This is a genomic window from Nocardia sp. NPDC004151 (assembly GCF_042874235.1).
Classification (GTDB): Bacteria; Actinomycetota; Actinomycetes; order Mycobacteriales; family Mycobacteriaceae; genus Nocardia.
Map to the genome: position 1 here is coordinate 72,438 of NZ_JBIAMR010000018.1, position 16,656 is coordinate 89,093.

Here is a 16,656-nt window from a genome sequence, read left to right on the forward strand (position 1 = left end):
TTGGACATCTGATCTATAGATAGCCGGTCGGTGACCATTACAGGCGCCCTGCGGTTGTGTGGCCCAAGGTGATCGGACGCACGTCCCACGTAGGTGGTATCACGGGTGGTATCGTGAACATATGGCCTGGACGATGCGCTTTCCCAGCGATGAAGAGGCCGCGCTGGAGGCGCAGGCCGAGGCCGAGGGGCGGTCGAAGCATGAAATCACCCGTGACGCTGTACGCGAGTACCTGATGAGGCATCGGCAGTGGGATGAACCGTTGGTCGAGGACGAGGACACCTTCGATATGGGTGGTCCGATCGGCAAGGATGACATCCACGATGCGCTGAATCGGCCCGCGTGATCGTAGTCGCGGATACCTCGGGCCTGCTGGCGCTGTTCAATCGCACCGACCCGGAGCACTTTGCGGTGCGGCGGGCGGCGGATGCCGCCAGTGCGTTGGTGGTGAGCCCGTTGGCGTTGGCCGAGGTCCATCATGTGGCGAGTGTTCGTGCCGGGCGTAAGGTCGCCGACGCGGTGCTGGGCACACTGGCCGATCGAATCGCCGCCACCCGCGTCGTTCTCGGGGAAATCGGTGCGGCACAGTTGCGTTCGGTCCTGGATATACGGTGCACCTACAGTGACCTCAACCTCGATATCGTCGATGCGACCTGCGTCGTACTCGCCGACCATTTCGCTACCGATCGCATCCTGACGTTGGACCGCAAGGACTTTCGCGTCCTGCGCCCTCTGAGCCGGTACTCCGCCTTTCGAATCCTGCCCGACGACATGTGAACGGGCCCGACTCGTCCGGGTCGATCAGATGGGGTGGTAGCCGGCGCCGGGGCGGCCGGCGATGTTGATGTCGGCGAGGATCTGGTCGATGGGGCGGTAGAAGGCGGGGGAGTGGAGGGGGTTGGCGGGGGTGATGCAGGGGAAGTCGAAGGAAATGTTGTCGTAGCCGATGATGCCGCCTTGGAGCATGCCGACCAGGCGGTCGCCGGCGGTGATGGGGCCGCCGGAATCGCCGTGGTTGGAACAGGTTTGGCTGAGGGTGACTTCCTCGAACGGGCCCCAGTTGATGCTGCAGTTGAAGCCGGTGCTGCGGCCGTTGACGCAAACCTGGGCGCCTGGGCCCGGGGCCGGGGCGGTGCCCGCGATGGTGCTGCCGCCGACGGTGCGGGTGGGAACGACACGGGCGGGGTCGAATTCGATGACGGCGTAATCGAGGTCCCGGCCGTTGTCGGAGTAGGCGACCGTGCCGACGGGGCCCGCGCCGCGGTTGACCTCCGCGGCCACCTTGGTGCCCGTGGGCGCGCAGTGGCCCGCGGTCAATCCCACCAGCCTGCCCGCGTCGTCGTATCCGATGGTGGTGAGCGAACAGATCGCCCTGTCGCCGAGCACGATGCCGGAGCCACCGCCCAGCGGCACCGTCACGTCTGCGGAGGCCGTGCCGGCGGTCAGCGTGCCGACGGCAATAGCTGCGGTGATCAGGCCCGATGCCAGCGAACTCCGAGCAATCGACATCATTCGAGAATTCGCGATCGCGCACCCGGGGGGAAGAGAGTGTGACGCACATCACACCCACTGCTTGGTGTTCATCCGGATTCGCATGAGGTGACCGGGCTCGATCCACCCTCTCGGGGCGGAGACGCTGCGGGCCGGGTCCCCGTCTGGTGACCCGGCCCGCAGCGTGCTGCGGAATGCGGAGGACTAGCCGCGGCCGCAGATGCCGTTGAGGAGGACGCCCATGCTGCTGATCTGGGCGACGTCGCCGTTGGCGAGGGCGTTGGCGAAGTTGTCGATGGCGGTGCGCTCGTCGCCGGAGGCCTCGATGGCGCGCAGGCGGTCGGCGACCTCGCGGCGCTGCTGCGGGCTCGGGCCCAGGGAGCCGTAGCTGTTGTAGATGTCGCCGGCGGTCTGGCAGGCGGGGGAGAGGGCGCTGGCGGTGCCGGCGGGGAGGACGAGCATGGCACCGATGGCGCTGGCGGCCAGGAGGGAAGCGGGCAGGATTTTGCGCATATGGATACTCCTCGAAGCATGGTTCGGTTTATCGGCTCCGAGTCTGCCTGATGGAGTGGTGAATCCGATCATCCGCCGCCGTCGAGTCGGCGTGGTTGGCGGATTCCGGCCGTGGGATCGGTTCAGTGGCGGCCCGCGGCGTCCAGCTCGGCGGCCGTCGGGGGAGTGCCCGATGTGCTCCGGTACTCCCGCAAGGTCGCCGGCTCGTCGAGCACCAGCCAGGTGACCGCGTCGCTGAGCCCGCCGCGCCGCTCCCACACCGTCACGCCCACCGCTGCTCTGTACCCACTCGCCAGTGTCGGTCCGGTGGGCAATACAGAAACGGCAGGCACCCGGGGCTGGGCGCCTGCCCTCGGTCGTCCGGCCTCAGGCCGCGGTCGGAACCTCGAGTCCGCGCCGAGTCCGGACCGGCCACCGCAGGTGATCGGCGTCGATCACGTACGGGTGGGTGTGGACGTAGAAGCCGTCGGCCCGCAGTTCCGCGTCGCCCAGCCGCTCCGGATCGATGCTGCCGGCCGGGTGCAGGTGCGTGATCACCTCCGGATCCTCACGCGGCCACAGCCGCGCAGCCACGGTGACGCCCGCCGTCGCCAGCACCGCCAGGGTCACCCACGTGACGGTGAATCCCGCTGTGGTGGTGAGCCATCCGGTGACCGGGTAGGTCAGCAGCCACGCCAGGTGCGAGAGCGAGAACTGGGCCGCGAACAGCGCGGGACGGTCCGATGCCTGCGAGGAGCGGCGCAGCACCTGACCGGTCGGGGTCAGGATGGCCGCGGTCCCGGCGCCCACGGTGGCCCACACCGCCAGGGCCGCGAACCATCGCCAGTCGCCCGCGTCCGCCAGCGACAGCGCGATGGCGGCGGCCAGGCCGGTGAGCAGGGTGACCGCGCCGGTCAGCATGACCGGGCGCGCGCCGATCCGATCCAGCACGCGGGGAAGTGACAGCGCCACCAGCATGGTGCCGAAACCATTGGCCGCCAGCAACATCGCCACCCCGGACTGGGTGCCGCCGAGGGTGTCGCGGACGTAGTTGACGGTATCGACCATGATCACCGAACCGGCCGCCGCGACCACCAGGTTCAGGCCGAGCAGGCCGCGCAGCCGCGGGGTCGCGACGAAGATCCGCACCCCGGCCGTGATCCGCTCGCGGAACGAATCACCGGCGGTGGCAGTCGAGTTCGGGATCCGGGTGGCCAGCACCAGGGCGGCCGAGACCGCGAAGCCGATCGCGGTGCCCACGAACAGCCAGTGGAAGCTCATGACCGTCAGCGCGGCCGCGGCGAGCATGGGGCTCAGCAGCGTCTCCATGGTGGCGGCCAGCTGCGCCGCCGACAGCGCGCGGGTGTACTCGCGCTCGTCGGGCAGAATGTCGGGGATGACCGCCTGATAGGTGGGTGTGTATGCGGCCGAGGCGGTTTGCAGGATCGCGATCAGGACGTAGATCTGCCAGATCTGATCGATGAACGGCAACGCCAGCACGACGGCGGCCCGCACCAGGTGCAGCCCGGTCAGGAAACCGCGGCGGGGCAGGCGATGCGCGTAGGCGGCGACCACCGGGGCGACGGTCACGTACATCAGCATCTTGATGGTGAGCGCGGTCCCCAGCACCGCCGCGGCCGCGCCGCCCGCCAGATCGTAGGCCAGCAAACCCAGTGCGACAGTGGTCAATCCGGTGCCGAACAGGCCCGAGACCTGTGCGGTGAACAGCCGCAGATAGTCCCGATTGCGGAAGAGGGAGCTGAGCATGGGAGCGGATCGCATCGGAATTCTCCTCTTCGTGGTGTTCGACAAAAGGGAGGTTAATACCCCCTGGGGGTATATTCAAGACCGGTTCCTGTGATGCGTCCCACGGTCCCCGGGAAGCTCGAACCTATTGACTAGATACCATAGGGGGGTATGGTAACGACGAGTAGCGGCCGGAACCGGCTGTCCGAGCGAAGAGGAGCGCCAAGTCATGAGCACCACCACCGTCACCGTCACCGGAATGACCTGCGGTTGCTGCGCGAACTCCGTGAGCAAGGAGGTCGGCAAGATCTCCGGCGTCACCGGTGTGAATGTCGACGTCGACAGCGGCCGCGTCGTCGTCGACAGCGACGCCCCGATCGCGCCCGGCATCCTCGCCACCGCGGTCGCCGACGCGGGTTACGCCCTCGCCGACTGATCCGGCACTCCCCCCGAAAGCGGCAGATACTCCTCGGTATCTGCCGTTTTCGCGTGTTGCCACGCCGACATTCGCCGATGGCGAGGGATTCTCGCGAACTTATGGCAACCTATCCGGTGCTTCAGCGAAGGCTGGGATGCGGATCGAGGAGCGGTGTATGGGGAAGATGGGTAGGCGGAAGCGGTCTCGGCTCATTACGCAGGGACTGATGGCTTCCGGGAAGACGCGGCCGGAGGCCGCGCAGGTGAAGCGGGACGCGGCCGTCGCCGCCGAGCCGGTGGCCGTGGTGGCCGTCGCGGCGCAGCCGGTCGCGGAGCGGGATGCCGCGCCCGCGGCTGTGGCTTCGGAATCCACCGCCGGGCGGCGCGATATCAAGGCGCTGGCCGAACGGGTCAAGGCCCGTCGCAAGGAGAACGGCTGGACGCAGGCCGATGTGGCGAAGAAGGGCGGCCCGTCCGCCGGGTCGATCAGCCAGATCGAGCGGTGCCTGATCGAGGAGCCCGCCGAGGATCTGCTGGCCAAGCTCGACGCGGCGCTGGAATGGCCGTCGGGCACCGCGGACGGCATCGTGCGCGGACTGGTCGGCGCAGCGAGTTAGTCGTGCCGGCCGCGAACGCGCGGTCCGGGTGACGAGGCCCCGATCGGATCGCCGATCGGGGCCCAGCCGTATTCGAAGCGATTGTGCGCCAGATGATTACGTGTGCGCCGCGCCGTCGATGCGGATCTCGGTGCCGCTGATGAAGCGGCCGTCGTCGGAGACCAGCATGGCGATGACGCCCGCCACGTTCTCCGGCCCCGCCAGCTCTTCCGGGTTGTCCTGCGGCAGCACGGCGATCAGGCGGCCGAACAGCGACCAGTCGGAGTCCTGCGGCAGGTAGCCGGGAGTCGCGTCGGTGATGCCGGACTTGATGCCGCCGGGCGCCACGCACACCGCGCGCAGACCCTGCTTGCCGTATTCCAGGGCCAGCGTGTGGGTCATGCTCTGGATGCCGCCCTTGCTCGCCGAGTACGCCGCCATGTACGGGTGCGCGAAGCTGGCCGAGGTGGAGCTGAAGTTGACGATGGTGCTGCGCGGGTTGGCCAGCAGCGCGGGCAGGGCCTCCCGGATCACCAGGAAGGTGCCGGTGAGGTTGACGGCGATGATCTGGTTCCACAGATCCAGCGACGTTTCGTGTGTGTGGGCCGCGCGCAGGATGCCCGCCGCGTTCACCACGGCGTCCAGCCCGCCCAGCGCCTCGATGGCGGTGCGTACCCCGGCGACGACCTCGGCCTCCTGGCCGACGTTCAGCTCGACCGTGGTCAGCCGGGCGTCGGTACCGGCCTCGGCGGCCTGCTTGCGGGTCAGTTCCAGGCCCTCGACATTGACGTCGGCCCCGGCGACGACCGCGCCTTCGGACAGCAGGCGGAGGACGGTGGCCTGGCCGATGCCGGATCCGGCACCGGTAACCAGAATGCGGCGCTGCTCGAGACGGTTCATGGGTCACTTCCTGATCGGTGGCACCAGCTTCGTCGGTGAAGCTAGTTTCTGACACGATATGCCGAAAATGGCACGCGACGCCAGGAAACGTTTTCGGCCTCGGTACAGTTCCCGGGTGAGCAGCGAGCGAAACCGCGCCGGGCGACCGGCCCTGAGCGAGACCCGTCGCGCGGCCACCCGCCGCGAAGTGGCCACGGTGGCGGCGCACCTGTTCATCGAAAACGGTTACGCCACAACCACGGTCGAGGAGATCGCGGCGGCCGCCGGGATGGGGTTGCGCACCTTCTACCGCTATTTCGCGGGCAAGGAGGACGTGGTGGCGCCGCTGCTGGCCATCGGCACCCAGGCCTGGGCCGACGAACTGGCCGCCTGCCCGCCGGAACTGCCGCTGCGTGAGGCGCTGAGCCGGTCCTACCGGGTCGCGACCCTGGGCACGCTGGCCGCGGAGGGCATCGTCGAGAACCGGCTGCGGCCACTGGTGCGGGCCGCCACCCAGCTCCCGGCGCTGCGCGCGACCTGGCTGCGCGTGCAGTACGACTGCGAGACCCAGCTCATCCCGATCATCGCCGCCCGCACCGGCCGCACCGACGACGACCTCGACGTGGCCCTGGCCGCGGCCATGGCCAATACCGCGGTGCGGCTGGCCACCGAATTGTGGGCCGCGGGCGAGGAATCCGGTTCCGCCGCCGATGTTCTCGACACCTGCCTGGCCCGGCTGGCCACCGACAGCCTGCTGTAGCCGCCGATCCGGGCACTGTGGCGTTCGATACCCCTGGGGGGTTGCCGCCCGTCGGCGGTTATCATGGCGGACGTGGCTGATCAGCGCGTTGCGCCGGGAGCGACCGGATACGTCCGGCTGCTCGGTGTGCTGGCGCTGCTGCTCGGGATCGCGGCCATGCACGCCGGGGTGTTCTCGGCCGGCCACGCTATGCCCGCGGCCTCCGGGTCGAGTGTGGTGATGGCCGAATCGATGACGGCCTCGGGTCACGCGCCCGATCCCTCAGGTGATCATTCCGGCGGGCACACGAGCTCGCACGGGTGTGACTACCTGATCCTGTCGGGTCTGGCGCTCGGTATCGGCCTGGTCCTCCTGCACTGGATCGCCGATCGGTCCCGCGACATCCGTCCGCCCGCGTTCGCGTCCTGGCGGATTCACCGGGAACGTCCCCCGCCCTGGACCTCACTGTCCCTCTCCGAACTGTCGATTCTGCGGATCTGACAGGTCGTGCGCCGCGCCCGGACCCGGGTTCGCGGCCGACCTTCCGATCCCGGCCGACGCCCTGCGTGGGCGCGCCCAGAACTCGACGACTCAGGGAGAAATCATGTCCTCCAACCGTTCCCCGCTCGCGCGTCCGCTGACTCGGCGCGGGCTGTTCGCCGTCGGCGCCGGCGCCGCGGCCGCCGCGACGCTGGCCGCCTGCTCGAAGAACCCGGCCCCGACGCGTGGTCTCGTGACACCCGATTCCGAGGCCGTCCGCGCCGCCGAGGCCGCTCGCCGCGCGGTGGGCGCGGGCGTGCGCGAGGTGAGCCTGCGCGCCGAACCGACCGTGGTCGACCTGGGTGGCGTGCGGGTGCCGACCTGGGCCTTCGGCGGCCGGGTGCCCGGACCCGAAATCCGTGTCACCCAGGGCGAAGTGGTGCGCGCCGACCTCACCAACGCGCTGCCCGCCCCGACCACCGTGCACTGGCACGGCATCGCCCTGCGCAATGACATGGACGGCGTCCCCGACGTCACCCAGCCGCCGATCGCGGCCGGCGGGACCTTCCGCTACGAGTTCACCGCGCCCGACCCCGGCACCTACTTCTTCCACCCGCACGTCGGCGTCCAACTCGACCGCGGCCTGTACGCGCCGCTCATCGTGGAGGACCCGGCCGACGGCAAGGACTACGACGTGGAAGCCGTAGTGGTACTGGACGATTGGCTCGACGGCGTCGACGGCCGCGACCCCGACCGGGAGTTGCGGCAGTTGCGGGACAAGGGCATGGCCGGGATGAACATGGGCGGTTCCGGCATGAACCACGGCGGTATGACCATGGGCGGAGGCGGTATGTCCATGTCGGCCGACCCCAACGCGCCGCTCGGCTCCGACGCCGGGGACGTCACCTACCCGTACTTCCTCATCAACGGCAAACTCGGTACCGACCCAACGGTATTCACCGCCCGGCCCGGTCAGCGCATGCGGCTGCGGATCATCAATGCCGCCGCCGATACCGCGTTCCGGGTCGCGCTGGGCGGGCATCGACTGCGCGTCACCCACACCGACGGCTCCCCGGTGCGGCCCGTCACCACCGCGAGCCTGCTCATCGGCATGGGCGAGCGCTACGACGCCATCGTCGAACTGACCGACGGCGTCTTCCCGCTGGTCGCCGCCGCCGAAGGCAAGAGCGGCCGCGCCTTCGCGCTGGTCCGCACCGGCGGGGGCACCCCACCTCCGGCCGATGCGCAGTCCGCCGAACTCGCCGTCGCCCCGCTCACCGCGGACCGCCTGACCTCCGCCGAACCCGTTCGGCTCCAGGCGAAACAGCCCGACCAGACCCTCGACGTCACCCTCGGCTCCGACATGAAGAACTACGTCTGGACCATCAACGGCAAGGCCTACCCCGACCACGACATGCTGAACGTCTCCCAGGGTCAGCGCATCCGCCTGCGCTTCCGCAACCAGTCGATGATGTTCCACCCCATGCACCTGCACGGCCACACCTACCAGGTCGTCAACCGCGACGGCACGGGCCCGCGCAAGGACACCTCCATCGTCACGCCCATGCAGACCGTGGAAGTCGACTTCGAGGCCGACAATCCCGGCCAGTGGATGCTGCACTGCCACAACGCCTATCACGGCGAAGCGGGCATGATGGGCATCCTGTCCTACGTGCGCTGAGGATCGGTCATCGGCCGCTGGTCCGACGGGGGATCGGCGGCCGAGCCGTTCGAGGGCGCGCTCGATGTTGCCCTGAATCCGTTGCGGGGTGGCAACATCCGTCTCATCGAGACAGAGTGTCCATGATCGATACTCTCTGTTCGGATGGAGGTCAGTCCGTATAGTCGAGCTGTGCCGAAGTTGTGGAACGAGACGATCGAGGCGCACCGGGGTCAGGTGCGGGAGGCGATCCTGGACGCGGCGGGCGCGCTGGTCTCCGATCGCGGGCTGCGCGGGGTGACGATGTCGCAGATCGCGCAGCGGGCCGGGATCGGGCGGGCCACGCTGTACAAATACTTCTCCGATGTCGAGACCATCCTGCGGACCTGGCACGTGCGCCGCATCGACGGGCATCTGCGCGAACTCGCCGCGGTACGCGACGGTGTCGGCACGCCGGGGGACCGGCTGGCGGCGGTGCTCACCGGTTACGCGCACATCGTCCGGCGGAGCCGAGGTCACGACCGGGAATTGGTGACCTTCCTGCACCCCGACGAGCAGGTCGTCCACGCGCACAACCAGCTTCGCTCGTTGATCGGTCGATTGGTCGAGGAGGGAGTGCGTTCCGGCGACCTGCGCGACGACGTGCCCGCCGCCGAACTCGCCGCCTACAGCCTGCACGCCCTCGGCGCGGCCGCCGAGACGGGCGACGACGCGGGCATCGCCCGGCTGGTGGCGCTCACGATGGGCGCGCTGACGTGCACATAGCGCGGGTCGGTCGGTGATGCGGGGGAGTTCCTCGGTGGGCGGGTCTTCACCCGGGTCCGAAGGGGCTGCGGGTCCTCGGCGGGCGCGGCAGGATGTGCCTGGTTGGGTACCGCGCCCGCCGAGGGGGACTGCCGTGTTCAGCGTCCGGTCCCGTTGTGCGGAACCGTGGAGGCCGTCAAGGGCGAGCGGCCAACGTCGACAAGGCTAGGGCGAGGGTCGTCGCGTCCGGGGTGTACCGCGGGGCCACGCCTCTGCGGATTTGGGCCACGCCACGGACGCGCGTGCCGTGCGGCGCGCTGGGCCCGGACCGGGGGCGCGCGGGCGACACGCCCAAGCTCGATCGAAATTAGCTGAATAATTGCTCAATTGGGCCAGTCGCGGGGATCGGATAAGCGATCATCTGCGACATGCTCGACGACTCCTGGTGTGTCCGTTCGATACACAGCGCTGCCGTGCTGGTCGAGTTCGCCACTAGCCGCGCGATGACCAGAGCCGCCGTCCTGGCCGGGACGGGGCTCACCGAGGCCGATCTGGACGACCCGGACATCGAGATAGATATCGCCCAGGAGTTCCGGCTCATCGAGAATATTCTGGACGCCACCGGCGACGAGCCGGGTTTGGGCCTGCTGGCCGGGTTTTCGGTGCATCTGAGCATGCTCGGCAGCCTCGGCATCGCCCTGAGCAGTTGCTCCACCGTGCGCGAGATGGCCGAGCTGTGGGCGCGGCACGCCGAATTGTCGTTCGCCTACTGCCGATTCGGCATCGAGGACGCGCAGGACCGAGTGCTGGTCACCCTCGACACCGGGCCGGTGTCCCGACGACTGCGCCGCTTCGTCATCGAACGCGACCTGGCGGCCCTGCGCATCATCCAGCGCGAGCTGCTGAACTGGGACATCCGGGTGCACCGCCTGGAGCTGACCCTGCCCTACGCGCCGGTCTACGAGGCGGTCGGCATACTGCTCGGGATCGGCGATATCGGCTACGACCGGCCCGCCGACATGCTGGTCCTCGACGCCGCCGACCTGCGACGCCCTATGCCGCAGGCGAATTCGATGCTGCGCCGCCAGTACGAGCGGCTGTGCGCCGAGATCGTGGAACGCCGCCGCGCCCGGGTCGGCCTGGCCGGCCAGGTGCGCGCCCTGCTCATGCGCCACGGCCGCGCCATCGACCAGGCCGCCATCGCCGCCGACCTGCACATGAGCGTGCGCACCCTGCGCCGCCGCCTGGCGGACGAGGGCACCACCTTCCGGGAACTCGCCTGCGAGACGACGGGCCTGCTCGCGGAGGAATTGCTGGCCACCGGATTCACCGTCGACACGGTGGCCACGCGCCTCGGCTACACCAGCGTGTCGGCGTTCGCGACGGCGTTCCGCGATTGGAAGGGGCAGACCCCCGGGCAGTTCGCGCGCTCGGAGCCCGCGCCGCCGAACCGGCGTCTGCGCCGCTAGCCGCGTGAAGTCGCGCGGACTGCCCCAGATCTGAATCAGGTTTCAACAATGGCCTGATAGCCGGTGTATGAACTGCACTTTCACTCGCCATGTGCGACAGATCACACGCGGGGTTCGATGCGGCCGGTATTGACCGGGATGTGCTTTTCCAGCATGGTGTCCGAAGAACTAAGCGCTTAGTAAGTTGCCTGCTCGCTGGACCGCACCGACCATCGGAGGACTCTCACATGACCAGATTCGAGGGCAAGACCGCCATCGTCACCGGCGCGAGCCGCGGGATCGGGCTCGGCATCGCGCAGCGCCTGGTGGACGAGGGTGCGCGGGTCGTCATCACCGCCCGCAAGCAAGAGGCGCTCGACGAGGCGGTGGCCGCGCTGGGCGGACCGGACAAGGCCCTGGCCGTCGCCGGGCGCGCGGACGATGTGGCTCATCAGGCCGAGGTGGTGAAGTGGGCCGTCGACACCTTCGGCAGCGCCGACCTGCTGGTCAACAACACCGGCATCAACCCGGTCTACGGGACCATGATGCAGCTCGACCTCGAGGCCGCCCGCAAGATCGTCGAGGTCAACTGCCTGGCCGCGCTGTCGTGGGTGCAGCAGGCGTACGGCGCGTGGATGAAGGATCACGGCGGCGCGGTCGTGAACGTCTCCTCGGTGGCCGGGCTCAAGCCCGCGCCCGGGATCGGCTTCTACGGCGCGAGCAAGGCGATGCTGACCCACATCACCCAGGAGCTCGCGGTCGAACTCGGCCCGGACATCCGGGTGAACGCGGTCGCTCCGGCGGTGGTGAAGACCAAGTTCGCGACCGCGCTCTACGAGGGACGCGAGGAAGCCATCGCGGCGACGTACCCGCTCAAGCGCTTGGGTGTGCCGGAGGACATCGCGAGCGTGGTCGCGTTCCTGCTGTCGGCCGACTCCGCCTGGCTCACCGGGCAATTGCTTGTCGTCGACGGCGGCATCACCCTCACCGGTGGCGTCTAGTGGCGGACATGCCGGCGTGGCGGGTCCACGAACTGGGTGAACCCGCGACGGTCATGCGACTGGACACGGTCGCCCGTCCCGAGGCCGGGCCGGGGCAGCTGGTCGTGCGGGTGCTCGGTGCGGCGGCGAACTTCCCCGATGTCCTCATGTGCCGCGGCCGGTACCAGGTGCGGCCGGAGTTGCCGTTCACCCCGGGCATCGAGCTGTGCGGGGAGGTGGTGGCCCTCGGCGAGGACGTGATCGGATTCGCCGTCGGCGAGCGCGTGCTCGGCGGGGCCGCCCTGCCGCACGGCGCGTTCGCCGAATACGCGGTGATGAACGCGAACCAGACCTTCTCCGCGCCACCGGATCTCGACGACGCCGAGGCCGCGGCCCTGTACATCGGCTACCAGACCGGATGGTTCGGCCTGCATCGGCGCGCCGCCCTGCGCCCGGGGGAGACCTTGCTCGTGCACGCGGCCGCGGGCGGTGTCGGCAGTGCCGCCATCCAGCTCGGCAAGGCCGCCGGCGCCCGGGTCATCGGCGTGGTCGGCGGTCCCGAGAAGGCGGAGTACGCCCGCGAGCTCGGCGCGGACATCGTGATCGACCGCAGGACACAGGATTTCGTCGAGATCGTGAAGGCCGCCACCGACAATCGCGGCGCGGACGTCGTCTACGACCCGGTCGGCGGCGACACCTACGCGCGGTCGACCAAGTGCGTCGCGTTCGAGGGCCGCATCCTGGTGGTCGGTTTCGCGGGCGGAGAGATCCAAAGCGCCGCCCTGAACCACGCGCTGGTGAAGAATTATTCGATCGTCGGACTGCACTGGGGTCTCTACAACACCCACGACCGCGCGGCGGTCGCCCACTGCCACCGGGAGCTGACCCGGCTGGCCGCTGACGGCGCGATCCGACCCCTCGTCAGTGAGCGACTGGCCCTCGCGGACCTCGCCGACGGGGTCCAGCGCCTGGCCGACGGCAAGACCGTCGGCCGCGTCGTCTACACCCCCTAGTCCCCTCGGGAGAACCCTATGAGCAACGAAACACAGCGGGTAGCGATCGTCACCGGGGCCGCGCGCGGCATCGGCGCGGGCGTGGCGCGGAGGCTGGCGGCCGACGGGATGGCCGTCGCCGTGCTGGACCTCGACGAATCCGCCTGCAAGCCGGTGGTCGCCGAGGTCGAGGCGGCCGGTGGCCGGGCCGTCGCCGTCGGCGCGGACGTGTCCGACGAGCAGTCGGTGACCGCCGCGGTGGAACGGGTGGCCGCCGAGCTCGGCGCCCCGACCGTGCTGGTCAACAACGCGGGCATCATCCGCGACAACATGCTGTACAAGATGACCGTCGACGACTGGGACGCCGTCATGGGCGTGCACCTGCGCGGCGCGTTCCTGTGCACCAAGGCCGTGCAGAAGTACATGGTGGAGCAGAACTTCGGCCGCATCGTGAACCTGTCGAGCACCTCGGCGTTGGGCAATCGCGGCCAGGCCAATTATGCCGCCGCCAAGGCCGGGATCCAGGGCTTCACCAAGACCCTCGCCGTCGAACTCGGCAAGTTCGGCGTCACCGCCAACGCGATCGCGCCCGGCTTCATCGAGACCGAGATGACCCACGCCACCGCTGAACGCCTGGGCATGTCCTTCGAGGACTTCCGCCAGGCTCTGATCGCCACCATCCCGGTGGCGCGGTCGGGCAAGCCGGAGGACATCGCGCACACCGTCTCGTTCCTGGTCAGCGAAGGAGCGGGGTTCGTGTCCGGCCAGGTCATCTACGTGGCCGGCGGGCCGAAGAACTAGCGGCGCAGCGCAATCGGAACGGAAGGAACGCGAGCGATGCAGGTATTCGAGGGTTTGCCCGAGCTGGAGAAGGCGGTCGGCACCCATCTGGGTTACAGCGACTGGCATACGGTGACTCAGCTTCAGATCGACATGTTCGCCGACGCCACCGGCGACCACCAGTGGATCCACGTCGACCCCGAGCGCGCCGCCGCGGGACCGTTCGGGGCGACCGTGGCGCACGGCTTCCTGACCCTGTCGCTGCTGCCGATGCTCGCCCACGGCGTCTACGTCGTGGAGGGGCTGTCGATGGGAATCAACTACGGGACCAACAAGGTTCGCTTCCCCGCTCCGGTACCGGTGGGCTCCCGGGTCCGGGCCGGAGTGGAGCTGGTGTCGCTGACTCCGACGAACGCGGGCGTGCAACTGGTCTCGCGGGTCACCGTGGAGATCGACGGCTCGGCCAAACCGGCCTGCGTCGCCGAGCACGTCGCCCTGCTGGTGCCGTGATGAGCGCGCCGAACAGCGCCCCGGCGGGTGGCGAGCTGCCCGGGCTGGACCTGACCCGGCTCGCCGCGTGGCTCGAGCGCGCCCGGCCCGGCTTCGCATCCGGTCCGCTGGCCGGACGGTTCATCTCGGGCGGCCGCTCCAATCTCACCTATGTGGTGGGAGACGGTGTCTCCGAATGGATTCTGCGCCGCCCGCCGCTGGGGCACGTGCTGGCCACCGCGCACGATATGGGTCGCGAGTTCCGGGTCATGAGCGCCCTGGCCGACACCGCCGTCCCGGTCCCGCGCACGTATGTGCTGTGCACCGATCCCGATATCCTGGGCGCGCCGTTCTATCTCATGGAAAACGTTGCGGGCGTGCCCTATCGGGAGGCGGCCGAACTCGAGGCGCTCGGACCGGAACGGACCCGCGTGATCTCCGAGGGCATGGTCGACGCGCTGGCCGCACTGCACAGGGTCGACCCGGAATCGGTGGGGCTCGGGGACTTCGGGAAGGCGAGTGGCTTCCTGGCCCGGCAGGTGCACCGCTGGAAGAAGCAGCTCGACGCCTCCTACACCCGCGACCTGCCCGCCGCCGAGGCGCTGTACGCGCTGCTCGCCGCGGAGCAGCCTCAGCAGTCGCCCGACGGCATCGTGCACGGCGACTACCGGCTCGACAATGTCCTCGTCGACGCGCAGGACCGGGTGGCCGCCGTCGTCGACTGGGAGATGGCCACCGTCGGCGACCCACTCACCGATGTCGCGCTGCTGGTGCTGTATCAGCGGCTGGGCGATCTGGGCGTGCCCGGCGACATGTCCGGCGCCCCCGGCTATCTCACCGAGGACGAGACTCTCGCCCGCTACGCCGAGCGCAGCGGCCGCGACCTCGCGAACCTCGGGTTCTATCAGGGTCTGGCCGCCTTCAAACTGGCCGCCATCCTCGAAGGCATCCACTACCGCTACCTGCACGGCCAGACCGTGGGCGCCGGATTCGACACCATCGGCGACGCCGTCGAACCCCTGCTGCGGGCCGGGATCGCCGCCGTCAAGGAGAGCGGCCGATGACCGGCACGGTCCGAGACGAACTCCGGCGCGCGGTGGAAACCCGGCTCCGTACCCCGAGCGCGCCGAGGTAGACCGGATCGGTCTGGGAAGCGCAGGGCGTCACCGCGCGACGCTCGCCACTCCGATCGATCCGCCGATGGCGGGGCACGGAGCCGGGGATCAGGTACATCCGACTCCGGCCGCTCCGCCCGAGGCGGTGCCGTGACACCCGGTGTCACGGCACCGTTTTCGTCTCCGCTCGGCGTCAGGTCGCATCAGGAAATTGCGAAAGCTGTTGGTGCACAACCTGGATGGCGCACAGGAGAACCATACTTGAATCCGGAATCAAGTTCGGATAGCGTACCTGGCGAGACAGTAACCACTGTGTGCGACCCACGATCAGGAGTTGTCGATGTTCGAGCTGTCGGAGCGGGCCCGCGGATACCGGGACGAGCTGCTCGCCTTCATGGACGAGCGCGTCTACCCGGCCGAAGCGGTGTACGAGGCGCAGATGGCGGAATCCGGGGATCCGCACTTCCATCCGCCGGTGCTCGAGGAGCTCAAGACCGAGGCCCGCAAGCGCGGGCTGTGGAACCTCTTCCACCCGCACCCGGAATGGGGTCCGGGCCTGACCAACCTGGAATACGCGCACCTGGCCGAGATCATGGGCCGCAGCGTGGGTCTCGCGCCCGAGGCCACCAACTGCAACGCCCCCGACACCGGCAATATGGAGGTGCTGACCCTGTTCGGCACCCCCGAACACAAGGAACAGTGGCTGCGGCCGCTGCTCGACGGCGAGATCCGCTCGGCGTTCGCCATGACCGAACCCGCGGTCGCCAGCTCCGACGCCACCAATATCCAGCTGCGCATGGAACGCGACGGCGACGAGTACGTGCTCAACGGCCGCAAATGGTGGACCTCCAATGCCCTGCACAAGAACTGCAAGGTCATGATCGTGATGGGCAAGACCGATCCGGACGCGCCCACCCACCGCCAGCAGTCGATGATGGTCGTGCCCATGGACACCCCCGGCGTCACCGTGCTGCGCGGACTGCCGGTCTTCGGCTATCAGGACCGCGAGGGCCACGCCGAAGTGCTCTTCGAGAACGTGCGCGTCCCCGTCACCACCCTGCTCGCCGGTGAGGGCGACGGATTCATGATCAGCCAGGCCCGCCTGGGCCCCGGCCGCATCCACCACTGCATGCGTGCCGTCGGCATGGCCGAACGCGCGCTGGACCTGATGATCGACCGGGCGCAGTCGCGCGTCACCTTCGGCGAGCCGGTGGCCAACCGGGCCAATATCCAGGACTGGATCGCCGAAGCGCGCATCGAGATCAATATGGCCCGGCTGCTCACCCTGCAGGCGGCGTACCTGATGGACACCGTCGGCAACAAGGCGGCCCGCACCGAGATCGCCGCCATCAAGGTCGCGGCCCCGAACGTGGCGCTGAAGGTGATCGACCGCGCCATCCAGGTGCACGGCGGCGCCGGCGTCTCCGATGACTTCCCGCTCGCCAATATGTACGCCCACATGCGCACCCTGCGTCTGGCCGACGGACCCGACGAGGTGCACAAGCGATCCATCGCCCAGTGGGAACTGCGCCGCCGCGACCCCGACTGGGGAAAGCGCGCCCGCTAGCCGCGCGCCGGAAGTTCTCCGGTGGCTGCGAGACTGTACCG

Annotated in this window: 20 protein-coding genes; 15 read left to right on the plus strand and 5 right to left on the minus strand. The window is 69.2% G+C overall.

The window, feature by feature from the left end; translation table 11 throughout:
- Positions 1 to 121 precede the first annotated feature (121 nt).
- Positions 122 to 346 carry a ribbon-helix-helix protein, CopG family gene (locus ACFYTS_RS30970; protein WP_387309044.1) on the plus strand — a complete coding sequence of 75 codons (225 nt, stop codon included), beginning with the start codon at positions 122 to 124 and terminating at the stop codon, positions 344 to 346.
- Positions 343 to 777: a type II toxin-antitoxin system VapC family toxin gene (locus tag ACFYTS_RS30975; protein ID WP_387309045.1), complete on the plus strand. Its 435-nt coding sequence runs from the start codon at positions 343 to 345 to the stop codon at positions 775 to 777. Before ACFYTS_RS30970 ends, ACFYTS_RS30975 begins: the two co-directional genes overlap by 4 nt.
- Before the next feature lie 24 nt (positions 778 to 801).
- Here ACFYTS_RS30975 and ACFYTS_RS30980 read toward each other — a convergent pair whose 3' ends face one another.
- The 4 genes from ACFYTS_RS30980 to ACFYTS_RS30995 all read right to left on the minus strand — a co-directional run bounded on the left by ACFYTS_RS30980 (position 802) and on the right by ACFYTS_RS30995 (position 3,750).
- The gene (locus ACFYTS_RS30980; protein ID WP_387309046.1) at positions 802 to 1,509 is read right to left on the minus strand and encodes a S1 family peptidase; all 708 of its coding nucleotides are present in this window, start codon (positions 1,507 to 1,509) and stop codon (positions 802 to 804) included.
- Positions 1,510 to 1,695: 186 nt separating this feature from the next.
- A complete protein-coding gene (locus ACFYTS_RS30985; RefSeq protein WP_357083903.1) occupies positions 1,696 to 2,004 on the minus strand; it encodes a hypothetical protein in 309 nt (102 codons plus the stop codon).
- Between the two features lie 122 nt (positions 2,005 to 2,126).
- Complete coding sequence (locus ACFYTS_RS30990) at positions 2,127 to 2,276, minus strand: hypothetical protein (RefSeq protein WP_387309047.1); 150 nt, start codon at positions 2,274 to 2,276, stop codon at positions 2,127 to 2,129.
- A 94-nt stretch (positions 2,277 to 2,370) separates the two neighbouring features.
- Positions 2,371 to 3,750, minus strand: coding sequence for an MFS transporter (locus ACFYTS_RS30995; RefSeq protein ID WP_387309106.1), 1,380 nt, complete (start codon positions 3,748 to 3,750; stop codon positions 2,371 to 2,373).
- Positions 3,751 to 3,958: 208 nt separating this feature from the next.
- Here ACFYTS_RS30995 and ACFYTS_RS31000 point away from each other — a divergent pair, with 208 nt between their 5' ends.
- Together ACFYTS_RS31000 and ACFYTS_RS31005 are read left to right on the plus strand one after the other, a co-directional pair.
- Positions 3,959 to 4,165, plus strand: coding sequence for a heavy metal-associated domain-containing protein (locus ACFYTS_RS31000; protein WP_357285476.1), 207 nt, complete (start codon positions 3,959 to 3,961; stop codon positions 4,163 to 4,165).
- Between the two features lie 208 nt (positions 4,166 to 4,373).
- On the plus strand, positions 4,374 to 4,763 hold the full coding sequence (locus tag ACFYTS_RS31005) for a helix-turn-helix domain-containing protein (protein ID WP_387309048.1): 390 nt from the start codon (positions 4,374 to 4,376) through the stop codon (positions 4,761 to 4,763).
- A 96-nt stretch (positions 4,764 to 4,859) separates the two neighbouring features.
- Here the strand turns inward: ACFYTS_RS31005 and ACFYTS_RS31010 are convergent, their stop codons facing one another.
- Entirely contained in the window at positions 4,860 to 5,642 is a 783-nt protein-coding gene (locus ACFYTS_RS31010; protein ID WP_379097335.1) for an SDR family NAD(P)-dependent oxidoreductase, read from the minus strand.
- 115 nt (positions 5,643 to 5,757) lie between these two features.
- Between ACFYTS_RS31010 and ACFYTS_RS31015 the strand changes: the two genes are divergently transcribed.
- The 11 genes from ACFYTS_RS31015 to ACFYTS_RS31065 all read left to right on the plus strand — a co-directional run bounded on the left by ACFYTS_RS31015 (position 5,758) and on the right by ACFYTS_RS31065 (position 16,615).
- Positions 5,758 to 6,381 (plus strand): TetR family transcriptional regulator, encoded by a 624-nt coding sequence (locus tag ACFYTS_RS31015; protein ID WP_357285467.1) that lies wholly within the window; start codon positions 5,758 to 5,760, stop codon positions 6,379 to 6,381.
- 72 nt (positions 6,382 to 6,453) lie between these two features.
- Positions 6,454 to 6,861: a DUF6153 family protein gene (locus ACFYTS_RS31020; RefSeq protein ID WP_357285465.1), complete on the plus strand. Its 408-nt coding sequence runs from the start codon at positions 6,454 to 6,456 to the stop codon at positions 6,859 to 6,861.
- A gap of 103 nt (positions 6,862 to 6,964) precedes the next feature.
- The gene (locus ACFYTS_RS31025) at positions 6,965 to 8,521 is read left to right on the plus strand and encodes a multicopper oxidase family protein (RefSeq protein ID WP_387309049.1); all 1,557 of its coding nucleotides are present in this window, start codon (positions 6,965 to 6,967) and stop codon (positions 8,519 to 8,521) included.
- 171 nt (positions 8,522 to 8,692) lie between these two features.
- Entirely contained in the window at positions 8,693 to 9,265 is a 573-nt protein-coding gene (locus tag ACFYTS_RS31030; RefSeq protein ID WP_387309050.1) for a TetR/AcrR family transcriptional regulator, read from the plus strand.
- Positions 9,266 to 9,747: 482 nt separating this feature from the next.
- On the plus strand, positions 9,748 to 10,713 hold the full coding sequence (locus ACFYTS_RS31035) for an AraC family transcriptional regulator ligand-binding domain-containing protein (protein ID WP_387309051.1): 966 nt from the start codon (positions 9,748 to 9,750) through the stop codon (positions 10,711 to 10,713).
- A gap of 227 nt (positions 10,714 to 10,940) precedes the next feature.
- Positions 10,941 to 11,693: an SDR family oxidoreductase gene (locus tag ACFYTS_RS31040; RefSeq protein ID WP_387309052.1), complete on the plus strand. Its 753-nt coding sequence runs from the start codon at positions 10,941 to 10,943 to the stop codon at positions 11,691 to 11,693.
- Between the two features lie 8 nt (positions 11,694 to 11,701).
- The gene (locus ACFYTS_RS31045) at positions 11,702 to 12,685 is read left to right on the plus strand and encodes an NADPH:quinone oxidoreductase family protein (RefSeq protein WP_387309053.1); all 984 of its coding nucleotides are present in this window, start codon (positions 11,702 to 11,704) and stop codon (positions 12,683 to 12,685) included.
- 18 nt (positions 12,686 to 12,703) lie between these two features.
- Positions 12,704 to 13,465 carry a 3-oxoacyl-ACP reductase FabG gene (gene fabG, locus ACFYTS_RS31050; RefSeq protein WP_387309054.1) on the plus strand — a complete coding sequence of 254 codons (762 nt, stop codon included), beginning with the start codon at positions 12,704 to 12,706 and terminating at the stop codon, positions 13,463 to 13,465.
- Between the two features lie 36 nt (positions 13,466 to 13,501).
- Entirely contained in the window at positions 13,502 to 13,954 is a 453-nt protein-coding gene (locus ACFYTS_RS31055; protein WP_387309055.1) for a MaoC family dehydratase, read from the plus strand.
- The gene (locus ACFYTS_RS31060; protein WP_387309056.1) at positions 13,954 to 14,997 is read left to right on the plus strand and encodes a phosphotransferase family protein; all 1,044 of its coding nucleotides are present in this window, start codon (positions 13,954 to 13,956) and stop codon (positions 14,995 to 14,997) included. The genes ACFYTS_RS31055 and ACFYTS_RS31060 overlap by 1 nt, the downstream gene beginning before the upstream one ends.
- A 385-nt stretch (positions 14,998 to 15,382) precedes the next feature.
- Complete coding sequence (locus tag ACFYTS_RS31065) at positions 15,383 to 16,615, plus strand: acyl-CoA dehydrogenase family protein (RefSeq protein ID WP_387309057.1); 1,233 nt, start codon at positions 15,383 to 15,385, stop codon at positions 16,613 to 16,615.
- Positions 16,616 to 16,656: the final 41 nt, after the last annotated feature.